This window comes from Magnetospirillum sp. XM-1, from assembly GCF_001511835.1.
GTDB lineage: Bacteria > Pseudomonadota > Alphaproteobacteria > Rhodospirillales > Magnetospirillaceae > Phaeospirillum.
In genome coordinates this window covers 70,597-83,571 of the sequence record NZ_LN997849.1, presented here as the reverse complement: position 1 = coordinate 83,571, position 12,975 = coordinate 70,597, and the positions used below count along the sequence as shown (strand labels likewise).

At 68.3% G+C, this 12,975-nt stretch carries 17 protein-coding genes; 6 read left to right on the top strand and 11 right to left on the bottom strand.

All coding sequences use genetic code 11. The features are described 5' to 3' along the window. Window positions 1-6: 6 nt before the first annotated feature. Entirely contained in the window at window positions 7-846 is an 840-nt protein-coding gene (locus XM1_RS22540) for an NAD-dependent deacetylase (RefSeq protein WP_068438500.1), read from the bottom strand. Between the two features lie 136 nt (window positions 847-982). On the opposite strand from XM1_RS22540, the gene XM1_RS22535 reads away from it, so the two are divergent. Both XM1_RS22535 and XM1_RS22530 read left to right on the top strand, forming a co-directional pair. After that, a complete protein-coding gene (locus tag XM1_RS22535) occupies window positions 983-1,372 on the top strand; it encodes a hypothetical protein (RefSeq protein WP_068438496.1) in 390 nt (129 codons plus the stop codon). A gap of 64 nt (window positions 1,373-1,436) precedes the next feature. Then, entirely contained in the window at window positions 1,437-1,718 is a 282-nt protein-coding gene (locus tag XM1_RS22530; protein ID WP_068438493.1) for a hypothetical protein, read from the top strand. Here the strand turns inward: XM1_RS22530 and XM1_RS22525 are convergent. From XM1_RS22525 to XM1_RS22500, 6 genes are all read right to left on the bottom strand, one after another. Further along, entirely contained in the window at window positions 1,715-3,835 is a 2,121-nt protein-coding gene (locus tag XM1_RS22525) for a DNA topoisomerase (protein ID WP_068438490.1), read from the bottom strand. The genes XM1_RS22530 and XM1_RS22525 overlap by 4 nt on opposite strands. A 55-nt stretch (window positions 3,836-3,890) precedes the next feature. Continuing rightward, window positions 3,891-4,535, bottom strand: coding sequence for a hypothetical protein (locus tag XM1_RS24625; protein ID WP_068438487.1), 645 nt, complete (start codon window positions 4,533-4,535; stop codon window positions 3,891-3,893). Between the two features lie 49 nt (window positions 4,536-4,584). Continuing rightward, window positions 4,585-6,531 carry a hypothetical protein gene (locus XM1_RS22515; RefSeq protein WP_068438484.1) on the bottom strand — a complete coding sequence of 649 codons (1,947 nt, stop codon included), beginning with the start codon at window positions 6,529-6,531 and terminating at the stop codon, window positions 4,585-4,587. A gap of 22 nt (window positions 6,532-6,553) precedes the next feature. Beyond that, on the bottom strand, window positions 6,554-7,567 hold the full coding sequence (locus tag XM1_RS22510) for a sigma-70 family RNA polymerase sigma factor (RefSeq protein ID WP_068438481.1): 1,014 nt from the start codon (window positions 7,565-7,567) through the stop codon (window positions 6,554-6,556). A 76-nt stretch (window positions 7,568-7,643) separates the two neighbouring features. Next, window positions 7,644-8,081, bottom strand: coding sequence for a hypothetical protein (locus XM1_RS22505; protein WP_068438480.1), 438 nt, complete (start codon window positions 8,079-8,081; stop codon window positions 7,644-7,646). 165 nt (window positions 8,082-8,246) lie between these two features. Continuing rightward, window positions 8,247-8,627 carry a hypothetical protein gene (locus XM1_RS22500; RefSeq protein WP_068438477.1) on the bottom strand — a complete coding sequence of 127 codons (381 nt, stop codon included), beginning with the start codon at window positions 8,625-8,627 and terminating at the stop codon, window positions 8,247-8,249. An 88-nt stretch (window positions 8,628-8,715) separates the two neighbouring features. Between XM1_RS22500 and XM1_RS22495 the strand changes: the two genes are divergently transcribed. Together XM1_RS22495 and XM1_RS22490 are read left to right on the top strand one after the other, a co-directional pair. Then, complete coding sequence (locus tag XM1_RS22495) at window positions 8,716-9,027, top strand: hypothetical protein (protein ID WP_068438474.1); 312 nt, start codon at window positions 8,716-8,718, stop codon at window positions 9,025-9,027. 166 nt (window positions 9,028-9,193) lie between these two features. Then, complete coding sequence (locus tag XM1_RS22490) at window positions 9,194-9,757, top strand: hypothetical protein (protein WP_068438471.1); 564 nt, start codon at window positions 9,194-9,196, stop codon at window positions 9,755-9,757. Between the two features lie 76 nt (window positions 9,758-9,833). Here XM1_RS22490 and XM1_RS22485 read toward each other — a convergent pair whose 3' ends face one another. After that, on the bottom strand, window positions 9,834-10,424 hold the full coding sequence (locus XM1_RS22485; RefSeq protein WP_068438467.1) for a hypothetical protein: 591 nt from the start codon (window positions 10,422-10,424) through the stop codon (window positions 9,834-9,836). A gap of 128 nt (window positions 10,425-10,552) precedes the next feature. Then, complete coding sequence (locus XM1_RS22480) at window positions 10,553-10,858, bottom strand: hypothetical protein (protein WP_068438464.1); 306 nt, start codon at window positions 10,856-10,858, stop codon at window positions 10,553-10,555. A gap of 174 nt (window positions 10,859-11,032) precedes the next feature. Here XM1_RS22480 and XM1_RS22475 point away from each other — a divergent pair, with 174 nt between their 5' ends. Then, window positions 11,033-11,233 (top strand): hypothetical protein, encoded by a 201-nt coding sequence (locus tag XM1_RS22475; RefSeq protein ID WP_068438461.1) that lies wholly within the window; start codon window positions 11,033-11,035, stop codon window positions 11,231-11,233. Here the strand turns inward: XM1_RS22475 and XM1_RS22470 are convergent. After that, on the bottom strand, window positions 11,230-11,538 hold the full coding sequence (locus tag XM1_RS22470) for a hypothetical protein (protein ID WP_068438457.1): 309 nt from the start codon (window positions 11,536-11,538) through the stop codon (window positions 11,230-11,232). The two genes, XM1_RS22475 and XM1_RS22470, sit on opposite strands and share 4 nt — an antisense overlap. A 136-nt stretch (window positions 11,539-11,674) precedes the next feature. Between XM1_RS22470 and XM1_RS22465 the strand changes: the two genes are divergently transcribed. Then, on the top strand, window positions 11,675-12,025 hold the full coding sequence (locus tag XM1_RS22465) for a hypothetical protein (RefSeq protein ID WP_068438454.1): 351 nt from the start codon (window positions 11,675-11,677) through the stop codon (window positions 12,023-12,025). A gap of 444 nt (window positions 12,026-12,469) precedes the next feature. Here the strand turns inward: XM1_RS22465 and XM1_RS22455 are convergent, their stop codons facing one another. Then, the gene (locus tag XM1_RS22455) at window positions 12,470-12,919 is read right to left on the bottom strand and encodes a hypothetical protein (RefSeq protein ID WP_156428897.1); all 450 of its coding nucleotides are present in this window, start codon (window positions 12,917-12,919) and stop codon (window positions 12,470-12,472) included. Between the last annotated feature and the right edge of the window lie 56 nt (window positions 12,920-12,975).

The window sequence follows — 12,975 nt, the reverse complement described above, 5'->3', positions numbered from 1 at the left end:
ATCACATCAGCATTGCGCCGGCTGAGGCCTGCGGAACAGCCAAGCGAGCAGGGCGGCCATCCGCCCCGACCTCGCCGGACCCATCGGGCCTGACGCAGCCTCTTCCTCGGCGGTCGCCCAGCGCCCCGCTGGGAACCGGCTTCCCGCCGACGCGCGGATCAGATCCAGCACCTTGGCCATACCCTCGGAAGCCGGCAGGCGGACGACCTCGTGGAAGGCCCTCGGATCGATCTCCGCCGACGGGTTCGGATCGCAGAGGATCCTAAAGCCCGGAACGTGCTTCGCGATCTCGCCGACGGACAGGACGGACCCCGAAGTGCCGATCACCACAAGGGCATCCTCCTCGCCAAGGGACTGCAAGGCGCTGCGCAGCCGGGCGTATTCCGGCGCGTGCTCGCCCATGAAGACGATGTCGGGGCGGACGAAGCCCTTGGTGCGGCAGGTCGGGCAGATGGCGCTCTGGATCCTCCGGTGTCCGACATCGCGGACCTGCCCGCACATCTCGCAGCGGAGGCGGCGGATGGAGCCGTGCAGATGCACGACCTCCGCAGCTCCGGCCCGCTCCAGCAGGTCATCGACGTTCTGGGTGAAGTGCAGAAGCCCGAACTCCTCCGAGCCTTCCAGCCCGGCGAGAAGGTGGTGGGCGGCGTTCGGTTCGGCCCGGCCGATCTCGTACCGGCGGGCGTTGTAGAAGTCCCGGATCTCGACCGCGTTCGCCAGCCAGGTCGAGCCGGTGGCCACCTTCGCGATGTCGTGCCCGCACCAGAGGCCTTCCTTGCCGCGGAACGCCTGCACTCCCGACTCGACGGACAGCCCGGCCCCCGAGATCACCACCACCTTGCGCATGTCCGCCTCCGTTCCGATTCCCTCCGAAGATGGGGGCGGCGGAACCGGCTCCGGCGATGCAGGCGTCTCCGATCGCTCCGATGCTGGAATCCGCTTCCGGGACCATCTTCTCCGGGAACCGCCAGCGAGGATCGCCATGACCGCCAAGCCCCAGCCCGATCCCGGCGTCCGCATCGACGCCCTGCTCACCGCCCAGTCCGGACGCTTCCGCGAATACGCCTCGGAGGCCGTGGCCGAGCTCGAAGGCCGCCTGGCGGCCTACCGCGACGCCCGCCATGAAGCCCGATCCGTCATGCACGGCCCGCTGGTCGGGTGCATCCGCGACATCGCCGCTTCGGCAGCGCTCTACGGCAGCCCCCTCGCCTTCCGCATCGCCACCCGTCTCCGCGGCGTGGCCGAGGATTCCTCCATCCCCAGCCAAGCGGATCTCGATGCGATGGGGATGATGCTCGCCGATCTCCACCAGGCCATCGACGGAGGATGCGGGGCCGAACGGCTCGAAGGCCGCTACATGGCTGCCGCCTAGGCCTGTCCCGAAGGCCGCTTCCGCCCTATGTCTACTGGGTAGAGACGAAGCTCGGGAGAGGGCCATGGACACCGCGCAGGGCATGATCGGCGCGAAGGCGGCAACCGCCAGGAAGAAGCCGATGGATTCCGCCGCCTACCTCCGCCACTACCGGCGCCTCCTCGAAGGCCGGGCGCCGAACCGCCGCATCGCCTGCCCCGAGCTGCTCGCCAGGATCCGGGAACACATCGAGTCCGTCGAGCCGCACCTCAAGGAAGAGGATCGGCGGTTCGCGTTCTCCACCATCGCCGCCTCCATCGTCCTGTGCTGGGATGGACCGGTCACGCTCGATCCGCCCACGGACTAGGCCGCCAGGAAGCCCGCGTTCCTGAACGGATCAAGGGCGGCCCCGGCCGGGACATACCACGTCCGCCGATCCGCATCCCACCGGGCCCCCAGGGCCTTCGCCTTGTCCTTGTCGGCGAACGCCACCCGCAGATCGGTCCGCCCGGCGGCAGGAGCCGCGGAAGGCGTTCCGGAGGCCGTGGAGGCCGGTTGAGGTGTCTTCGCTGGCGCTGGCCGTCCGCTGGCCTTCCCGCGCCCGCGCGGGGCCTTGGCGGAGACCGGCGTGGGATTGGCCTCGGCGCTGATCCTCTCGGACCACGGCACCGACAGGGCGTCGAGCACGGCGATGTCGGACCGCAGCTTGGCCACGATGCCGTCGAGGAACGGCTTGATCTGCCCCTTCCCCTCCGCGATGGCTTCCAGCTCGTCCTCCCAGAGGGCCGTGGTGACGGGATCCGCCCAGGCGGGGATGTGCTTCTCGACGGCGCCGATCAGCGCCGTGGCCACGCCGGACGGGCGCAGGCGACCCTTCTCCCTCACGATGTGCCCGCGCTTCTTCAGCTCGGCGATCATCGGGCTCCGCGTCGCGTCGGTGCCCAGTCCTGAGGTGGCCCGCAATCTGGACTTCGCCGCCGGGTCGGTCACGAAGCGGGCGATGTTCTTCATCGCGTCGATGAGCTGCCCCTCGGTGAAGCGGGAGGGCGGCCGCGTCGTCTTCTCCTCGACGGCGGCGCTCTTCCCGGTGCCCTGCGTCCCATCCGGAATCTTCGGCAGCGGGCGGGCGGCTTCGTCGTCCCCGTCCTCCTCCGGCCCGCCGGCGTCGAAGGCCTCCTTCCAGCCCGCCCGCGTCGGCACCCGGCCCCGGGCGACGAAGGCGTGCGCCCCGGGCATCCAGGTGAGCGTGGTGCTGATGTACTCGTGATCCGGCAGGTGCGCGGCGAGGAAGCGCCGGGCCACCAGCAGGAACAGCTCCCGCTCGTCCCCCGTCAGTCCGCTCGGATCGGTGCCGGTCAGGGTGATCGCGTGGTGGCTCTTCAGCTTGGAGGAGTCGTAGTGCGAACCGGTCCGCAGGACGGGCGCCGCCGCGGCGCGGCCGGCGACCGCCGCCAGCTCGGGCATTCCGGCCAGCAGGCCCAGCAGCGCCGGAGCATCGGCGGCGAACTCGTCCGGAAGATGGGCGCAGTCCGTCCTGGGATAGGTCAGCACCTTCTTCTCGTCGTAGAGCGCCTGGGCGACCTTCAGCGTGCGGTCGGCGTCGAAGCCGAGCAGCCGGTCGGCATCCATCTGCAGGGAGGAGAGCGCGTAGAAGGCCGGCGGCGGCGCCGACTTCGCCTCCTCCTTCGACCGGATGGGGGCGACGGCCCCGGCCACGGAAGCGGCGATCGCCTGGGCATCGGCCCGGACCACCAGCCGCTCCTCGGCGGGCGGCGCGTAGCGCATCTCGACGGGGCCGATGCCCGACGCCTCGACCACCGCCCGGATCTCGAAGTAGGACTGCTGGACGAAGGAGGCGATCTCCCGTTCGCGGCGCACCAGCAGGGCGAGGGTCGGCGTCTGCACCCGGCCGACGTTCAGGCAGGTCTTCCGCCCGGCCAGCCGCCGCGACAGACCACGGGTGAGGTTCATCCCGATCAGCCAGTCCGCCTGCGAGCGGGCCAGGGCCGCATCCGCCAGCGGCGCCGTCTTCGTCCCCGGCAGGAGCGCCGCCAGAGCCTTCGTGATGATCGGCTTGGTGAGGGCTGGAAGCCACGCCCGTTCGACGGGACCGCTCCACCGCAGCTCCCGCAGGATCTCGCGGCCGATCAGCTCGCCCTCGCGATCCGGGTCCGTGCACAGGACGACGCGGGAGGCGCCGGCCAGCAGCCCCCGGATGACCTTGAGCTGGCCCGCAGCCCGGGAATCCCGCGGACGATGGCGGAACGGGGCCGGGACGATCGGGAGGACGCTGTCCTGCCAGGACGAATAGGCCGGGTCGTAGTCCTCGGGATACAGCAGCGCCAGCAGATGGCCGGACGCGAAGGTGACCGCGTCCCCGCCCTTCACTTCGAACCAGCCGTCATGGCGGCGCACGACGCCCAGCACCCCGGCGATGTCCGAGGCCTGGTTGTACTTCTCGCAGAGATAGACGTTGGCCGGCATGGCGATTCTCCCTCCTGGTTCCCCAGAAGGTGAGATCGCCGCGGGCCGGGAGGACTCAGGGAACGGGTCGCGCCAGCATGTCCAGCGACGCCTTCCGCCAGGCGAAGGCCGGCCATCCCTCCCTCGCCTTCTGGAATTCGGCCTTCCAGCCCGGCTCATGCCCGCCAAGCCATGCCAGGACAGGATCATCGTCGGCGACGCACCCGCCGATGAAGGACAGCTCGGCATCGCTCGCGCCCGAAGCCTCCCCGTTCCGGACGGAATCCCACAGGCTGCGCCACGCGGCGGCGCGCTTGCCGGGATTCGGCTCCCGCATGGCTCCGGCAACGGACATGTTCCATGTCGAGGGGCCGATGGCGGAGCCGCGATCCCCGGCGTATTCGGCGAAGAGCATCACGCCATGGCGGAGCAGCTCGAAGGCGAAGCCGGAAACGGCGGAAAGGACGGGTGGCGACTCCAGATCCGCCGAGATGAGCGCATCCGGCGCCAGCACGGCATCCACGCGGTTGATCCCCACAAGCGCGGCCTTCGCCGCCCGGATTCCCGAAAGCTGGGCCTCATCGGGGGATCCGGAGGAGATGGCCGCCGCCATGGCGGAAAGAGCGGATGCGTATGCCGCTGGAACACCAGCAAGCACCGGCTCGATTTCCGGCGGCAGCAGCGGGATGCGGCAGGGAAAGCGTTCGACGACGACGCGCATGGGGACCTCCTCCGATTGACCTGCCGAACATGTGTCCCAGCGGACCCGATCAGCGACCGGCGCCGCGGTCCTTCGGCTTCGGAGGCAGGGCGGCCGCCGGCCCGAGGAAGCCGAAGCCAAGCTGCTCGGCAGCATGGATGCCGGATGCCTTCGTCGGGGCGATGGCCAGCCGGACCTCCGGCTCAGCCACCGGAATGGGAGGACTCCGGTCCGTCGGCATTCCTGACATGGCCAGATCACGGCACGCGACCATTCCCTCCGCCTCGATCAGCACCTCGAGCCGCTCCTCGGCCGAAGCCGCCTCCATGAAGGCGCCGACGGCGACGACAGCCGACGGCGGCAGCCGGAGGGAGCCTTCCAGCCGGACCGCCTCGAAGCCCGCCACGATCTCCTTGGCGCGCGCCGCATCGGCCTTGCCCGCCACCGCCGCCTCGATCCGGGCAGTCACCACGCGGGCGAGCGACGGAACCTCCTTGCAGGACAGCTCCGCCAGGGCGAAGGCCGGCAGCCTTTCGACCAGGGCGGCTTCCTGGGAGCGCCCGCTGCGCAGGATGTCCCCGACCGCCTCGCCAAGTCCGCTGCGCGGGAACCGCGGATTGCAGACCGCCGCCAGCCGGACCTCGGGATGCCATTCCGAAGCGAAGCGGCGGAGATCCTCGGCGGGACAATCCTCCTTGGAGGCCCGCCGGGCCATGGCCGCCGAAGGCGTCTCGGGCTCGACGGGAGGCAGCGTCGCGCTCGCCTTCGCGAGGAGATCCGAGCGTGTCATGGCGATGTCCATCCTCTCCTGGGCGGAACGCTGGCTTTCCGCGCTGCCGTAGAGATGGGACGCGGTGACGATGCCGTCGTCGCCGTCGAGCTGGAACGCCGCCAGCACGGATGGCGGGCAGGAAGGATGAGCGGCCGCAGCCAGGCGCACGACGGAGGACGGATCGCCGATCGACCGGGAGAACTCCTCCATGGAGGGGGACCTGTCCGCATCGAACGCATTGCCTCTGCTTCCCACGCGGAAGGGATCGCCGCGCCATGGACCCTCCGCCACGGCGCCGGTCAGGCGGAGCGCCGCAGACCACGTCGCCATGTCCCGATCGCGCAGGAGCAGATCCTCCGCGGCCTCAGCGGCCGGATCATCATGCGCGTACGCCCCGCAGCAGACGGCGGAAGCCCTCCGCACGAAGACATTGCGGGACGAGGCGAGCGCGCAGAAGTCCGAAGGATCCGGCATCCGGAACCGATCGGAATCGATGGCGTCCATGAACCGGCGCTCGAATGGTGTCAGGCCGGGAATGGGGGAAGGAACCGGCAGCCCCGTGCCGAACCAGTCCGCCTCGAAGCCCGGCTGCCTGAGCGGCGCCAGCAGCCCAACCCTGGCCTCCAGCAGGACGCGATCCTCCTCGGACATGCCAGCCAGACGTCCCGAAACGGCGGCGGAAGCATCCGCCGGCATCATCGCCCCATGCGTCCTCGCGCGGACGATGATCTCGGCCAGCAGCTCGCGATCGCCCGTCTCCCTCCAGAGCAGGCTGAGCGCCGTGGCCCGCGCCTGCGGCTCGGACGGGTCCAGGGCGAACCGGGCTATGATCGGCGCGACGCCCTCCGTGCCCCGATCCTCCTCCCCGAGGGCCGCAAGCTCTTCCATGATCATCGCCGTATCCTCGGCGAACAGGGGATCGGTCGAGATGGCATGGACGACGTCGGCCGCCAGCGCGACCTGGGACATCGAGAACTCGCGGGCGAGGCGGCGGGCCGTCTTCCCCGTCATCCTGTCCCCGGCGATGATGCGCGCCGCCAGCGTGCGCTGGGCTTCGCCCGGCAGCCGGTCGTTCGCCGCCAAGGCCAGCAGAACCTCCGGATCGGTCTCGTTCGTCGCCAGAACCTCATGGGCGTCCGGGATGGCCCGGCCCGACACGGAGGATTCGGCGATCTCCAGCCTGGCATCGCGAGAGCCGGAAAGCGCCGCCTCGAACGTCCGCACCCACGATTTCCCCCAGATCATCTCCGCCTCCCTTCCGGCCGGCTCAGGCCGACAGCTTCTTCTCGCCAGGAACCGGAACCATGCCCAGCAACGCGCTCTGAACCGAAGAAGGCGCCCGCTCCGGCGATCTCCCGGCCTTTTTCTTCACTCGAGGCTTCGCCGATACGGCACGGGCTTCCTCGAAGGCTTCCTTCCAGCCGGCGAGCGGGAGATCCAGCCTGTCCCCGCTGGTCCGCAGCTCGTCGATGCCGGCGATCACCTCCTTCATCGCCGCCATGGCACGCTGGCGAACCCTCTCCGCGGAACGCCCCTTCTCCTTTCCCAGCGACACGAACGACTGCTTCTTCTCGGACAGGAACACACGCTGGAAGATCTCGCGCTGGACGGGATTCAGGCGCTCCATGGCAACGGCGAGCAGACGCCGCCGATCCTCCATGTCCGGTGCCCCGATGAAATCCTCCTCGGTCGTGCCGTCGGAGAATTCATCCAGCAGATCGAAATGGTCGCCATCCTTTCCGACGCGCAGCGTTGCGACCCGGCCATGGCATCCGTAGTAGGCCGCCCTCAGCGCCTCCGCCGAACGATGGGTCTTCCCCGTCCGGCGAAGATCGATGATGGCCTCCTCCAGATCGCAGCCGGTCGAGGCCATAGCCTTATCCAGCGACATCAGGGATCCGGCCATCGACATCGAACCGGAAAGGCCCTGGCCGACGACCGCCCGCTTCACGGCCTCATAGACATGGAAGGCCGCGAAGGTGAAGAACCCGGCACCGGCCTCCGGATCGAACAGATCCGCAGCATGCGCCAGACCGAGAATGCCCTCCTGGTATCCATCGGCAGGATCAAGCCGACGCCCGAAGCGCTTCGCCACCCCGCGCAGGAGCTTGTCCGAAAGCCGCACCAGCTCCCCGAAATCCTCGCCGCGGCGGTGCGCCTTCCATTCCGCCGCCAGGACCGCGGCCCGTGCTCGGTTGGAGGCGCCCTCGGCATCCAGCGTTCCCGCCTTGCACCTCCGCCTCGTCTCACCGCTGTACGGCGTCCAAGCTCCATCGGCCATCCCGGCATCCTCCCATCATCAACGACGAGGAGGAGATGTGGCCGCCTGGCGGATTCGGTTCCGGCCCGCCGGGAGGTCAGCGAGGAAGCGCAGCGACCGGAGGCGCGACCTTGTTCCTCGACCCCCCGGGCCGCATTCCCTCAAGGATGGCGTCGAGGGAAGACACCGGAGCAGGAGGCGAAAGCGCCGTCGCCCCGGGAACCGCAGCAAGGCGCCGCACGCGCAGGCAGGGATCGAAGGCGGAGGCGACGGGCTGGCGGGGATCCGACGACGATCGCAGGGCCGCATCGGCATCGGCCCCCGCCTTCCGGCACTTCGCCTTGATCTGCCCGGCCGCCTCGGCGGTCAGCGAAGCGCCGTAGAAGCCGGATTCGCACGCGCACACATCGGCGCGGCGCTGCGCCTCGAGCCCCAGCAGATCCGTGGAAGGAGCGTCATAGGCTTCCGTGGCGCTGGCGGCGCCTGCGGAAAGGAGAAGGGCGGCCAGAAGGGCCGGGGTGATGGAGCGATGCATGCCGAGTCTCCGCGTTGCCACCTTCTTCAGCTGGAGCAGATCCGCGAAGCGCCAAGCCTTGGCGAAGGATCAGGGGAATCGGCGCATTCCTCGGTTGCCGGAAACAGCGCAACCGGAAGAATGCGCCGATGCTGGAAGATCGGGACGTTCCCTGCCTGCGATGGCTCAGCGATCCAGGAGCATCTCGATGCCGCGAACCGCTCCGAAGGCCGCCAGAACAGCCCCAGCCGTGCCGGTGAGAGGCAATCCGGCGACACCGGCGCCGAACCCGACGACGGCCGCGATGCCGATGGAAAGGGCGAAGCCCCCAAGCGGTTCATAGCAACCCTCCGCTTCCCGGGAAGCCGGCGATGGCGCCGCCGCTGGATGCCATGGCTGGCCCTCATCCTCGGTGGCATACCGATCGGCAAGCCGGCACAGCCCCACGAGGATGAAGAGGGCCAACGCGATGGACAGGAAGGCGAGCGGTGTCGGCACCAGCATCGCCAGAGCGGCGTCCAGGATGACCAGGGGCATCGCCACGAAGATCGCCTTCCGCCTACCCATGCCCACCTCCTCGGATACATTCCAGGAGATGGGGGCGGAGCGAGGCCTCCATGGCGGCTTCGTCCCATGGCGCAGCAAGGAGACCCCCATGACCGGAACCAATCCCCTCGCCGCCTTCTCCCCCGAGGAGATCAGGAGCCGCGTCTTCACCCGGGCCGAACTTGAGGCCATGGACGACGAGCAGATCGATGCACTCTGCATCGCCAGGGGCATCCCGCTCGACGACCTGGAAGGCCGCCCTCTGACGATCCTCATCGACGAGGAGTGCCTCGCCTATTCCCCGCCGATCCGGATGCCCGATGCGACCGACGCCGAATACGCCGCCGCCTGCCGCGAATGCGAGCTGGCGCACGAACTGGCCCTGATCCAGCGCCGGGCGCGCATCGCCAATCGGGGATGACGCCGCATCGACAGGTTGACGGATGCTCGTCCCGCTCCAGTTCACCCACGTCAGGAGGCGAGCATGGGCTTATGCGGGCGGTTGCGGGACTGGCGGCGACGCTGCACCGGAGGAGGCTTATAGGCGTCCGCCCGCTGGCGACGCCCAAACGCACGGGAGACCCAGAATGAGCCCCATCCTCCTCGGCTTCATCCTCCATCGCGCATCGCACGGCTGCGGCAGGCCGTGGCTCCGGCTGCTGCACGCCGGCTTCCTGCCCCGAAGCGTCCCTCCCTGCTCCCGCCCGCACGAGCTGCTCGCTCCCTACATGGAAATCCAGCCGACGGACGGCAGGACGAAGCCGATGGCCGCATCGGGCCGCCTGAGGAAGGGCGGGAAGCCCGCCCCCGTGGATCAGCCCTACGAGCGCTACCGCAGCGATCGGGACGAAGCGAGACGGAACGCGGAGATGGACATCGAATCCGGCCTGGGTCCCGGCGTCGTGCGCCAGTCCCTGGGAGCGAGAGCCCGGATGCTCGGCCTTATCGCCCTACCTTCCGGCGGATCGACGCTGCGCCGCCTGCTGACGCTGGCCACCACGCCCCCGCGCACCCCTTCCTTCCTCGCCTGCAGCCTCGCCCGCAAGCACGGCGCCCGGCCACTGCCAAGGAACCGCTGGAGCCTCGCCTACGAGGAAATGACGGCCCAGGAGAAGCTGGACCTCCATGTCGCCGCCGAGGCCGCGAGCTGAAAGTGCGCCGGACAGCGATGCGGCCCACGCGGCGGGCGCCGCATGAGCCGCATGTCCAACCCTCCCGGATTCCCGATCAGATGCTTCCGAGGCGGATCGGAGGAGGCGCGAAGATCCCGCCGCCTGCGAACGGCTGGGCCGTGCAGATCCTGAACGAGGAGCGGACGGATCCGTCCGAAGCCTGGTAGGCGTCCGTCTGGACGTCGGAGGAGATGACCAGCGACAGGCCCGGTGCATGGCGCGTCCAGATCTCGACGGGGACCGACTCGCCCCGGCGCATGAACAGTGCGTGATGGACCGAGCCTGTGGGCAGCCCCGGCAGGATGCCGTCCGCCTCGACGCCATCGACCTCCATGGTGATCTCGTCGGATGCGCCGACGGGCTGGGCCGACAGGGCGTAGTATCCGGCGGCGGGCGCCGTGAAGACCCAACGGACCACCGCATCCCCGTCCTCGATGAACGAGTCCGCGACGCAGGGCGGGATCAAGACCATCGGAATGCCCGCCGGCTGCTCGGGGACATCGAAGGGAAGACCCGCCGATGCACCGGCCCCGCCTGCGACCAAACCCTGGGCGGGCTCGGACACCGGACGCCCGGCATAGGCCACAGCGACCGCGGCCAAGGAAACAGCGCCGAGCAACGCGGCGGCGACGACATGCTTGTTCATGGAATCCTCCTTCGGGGGCAACAGCCAGAAGGTGGGGCCGACGAGCTCCGATGCCGAAATCGCGCCGGAGCGAGAGCTGAAGCGGGAACCGGGAGCCGAAGCTCCCGGTTCTTCGACTTGCGATCGCCTCAGCGGCGACGCAGATCCCGCAGGACCTTGCCGACGAACGCGCCGAAGACGAGGCCGTTCACGATGCCGACCATCCAGCCGAAGTAGAAGGAAACGGGCGGCTGAAGCGCCAGCTTGGCGAACGGATTGCCAGCGGCTTCGAGGGCCTGCTGGCTCACGGAGAATTCCCGCACGACCAAGCACGCCCCCACGAGGAACCCGAGCGAGGCCAGCACGCAGACGAGGCTCCACACGCGCCCAAGGACGCCACGCTTCGGCTGCTCGGCCTCGAGCGCCACGACCGGTCCATTCGAAATCGCTTCCATGCTCCATCCTCCCTGCGGGGCCTTGCCGGACACGGCATCCGGGATCGCCACGCGGAGAAGGTGGGGCCGGGAGGATCGAAGAAGACGGCGGTTCAAGTGGCGGCCTTCCTGTCCGACCTGGAAGGGAAGCGGGACGCCCCCATATGCACATTCGCGAACGGAAGAGAGAGGATCATGCGCAAGAGCGCTTCCACGGACAAGCCAGGCACCGCTCAAGAAATCGCCCGCCGTCTTGGCCTGATGAAGCACGCCACCGATTCCGCATCGCTCGAAGGCGTGCAGATCGACGAGCGCACCAAGGGATGGCTCGAGGATTTCGCGCACGGACGGTTGAGCGAGCAAGAAGTCATCCGGCGCATCAAGGCCGATGCCTAGTCGTCGGACGGGAATATCGCCATCAGAGCAGCATCCACGACGCAAGCCAGCAGCGCATCCCCGGGGCCATGGGTCCAGATGCAGGAGACCTCCGCCATCTCATCGAGGATGGGACGGAACCACATGCCATCTGCCCTTAGAACACCCCACTCCGCAAGCAGGTCGAAGTTTCCCCGCGCGTCTCGCCCAAGGAAATGCTCGATGGCCGTCCGGATGGCGTCTTTCGGATCGTCTATGCCCTTGTCCTCGAGCAAGGCGGCCAGAGCCGCGATTTCAGCGTGCTTCTCCATCGCATCCCATTCCATTCCATTGCTCCGCCCAGCATATGTGTTCTCTGTCCGACAGGGAACGCATCGAACCCACAACACAAGTTATCGCCCCTTGCCCGTGATCGCCGCCTCTCCCATGACCATCCCACAATCACCTGACGGAGCATTGCAGATGGAACGCACCGAACGGGCTATTCTCGAAGCCTTCTCCCGGTCCGAGATCGGCTATGAGGATGCTTGCAATGCCCTGGGGATGGCGGACCCGGACTGGCGTGCCATCATCGACAGACTGGCGCACCACGGCCTTCCCTACCCGCATCCGGCAGCGAAGAATCCGAACCACAGACAGAACATCGAGCGCGCCAAAAGGCTTATTGCCTCCCATGGCAAGCCCATTCCACGGGTCGACATGGAGGGCTTCTGCGAGGTCCAGAATGTCGCCGACATGCCTCAGGATGACTTCGACAAGCTCATCGCCGGGATGCAGAAGGCCCTCGACGAGTGGGAGGAGGACGAATCCTAGGAGATGCCGAACCGCAAGGCCGAATCTCCATCAAGAGGCCAAGAGCCGCCAGGCCTACAGGAAAGCCGCCAAGGGAGGTTGCCGGCCCCGAGACCCACCCCAGATCCCTCCCAGGCCGCCGTCGTGGCGCAGGCGGGGAGAAGCGGAATGGATCAGGACATCGGAAGGCATCTCTGCGAACGGCGTGGCACCCTCGTCCATGTGGATGGCGCCGCGTGCTTCGATCTGGCTTCCCATCCAATCCGTGAGGCCGACGGCCCGTGCCATGACTGCTTCAGGGAAGGAGGTCCGGCGAAATCAGCACGGCTCCTCTCAAGCCATGAGCTCCTCGAATGGAGGATGAGAGAGGCCGAAAGGGCCGGGGTCGCGAAGCCCGAGATCCGCTCTGCGCTCAGTTCTTAAGATGGGTCCTGGCAAGCCGCGGAAATCGCGGGGTCCGGACCATCAATGGTCATTGGCTGCATCGACAGCAGCGCTGGCCTGCATCCGCGCTTCAAGCTGTTCGTGCGAAGAGAGCGCCGCCAGGCAGCGCCTGGCTTCGAAACGGACCACGTCGCTGGGATCGTTCAGATAGGGAACGACAAGGGCCCCCGGCAGTTTTCCTGCACGAAGGAGCGCACGCTGTTGAAAGGAATCCAGAGGCTTCCCTTCGGTTGCCATGTCCATGAAGCCTGCAAGCGCATCCTCGTGCTCGCCGATTCCTCTTGGATCGAAGAAGAAGAACATGAGTTGTATTTCCAAGAGGCTCGTTTCGATAGGAGCTCGATCCGGCTCTCGACCCTGTTCCACGGACCGCGACAAAGCGTCGATGCCTTCTCTCAGCGCTTCGAGATCTTCCAGGGCCTCACGAGTCCCCAAGAAACCTCTGAGCCATGCCCGGATGCGGGAAACCATCATTTCCTCCTGGTTCCCCCGGCCAACCCGGAGGGCGGTGCGCGCCGGCAGGTATT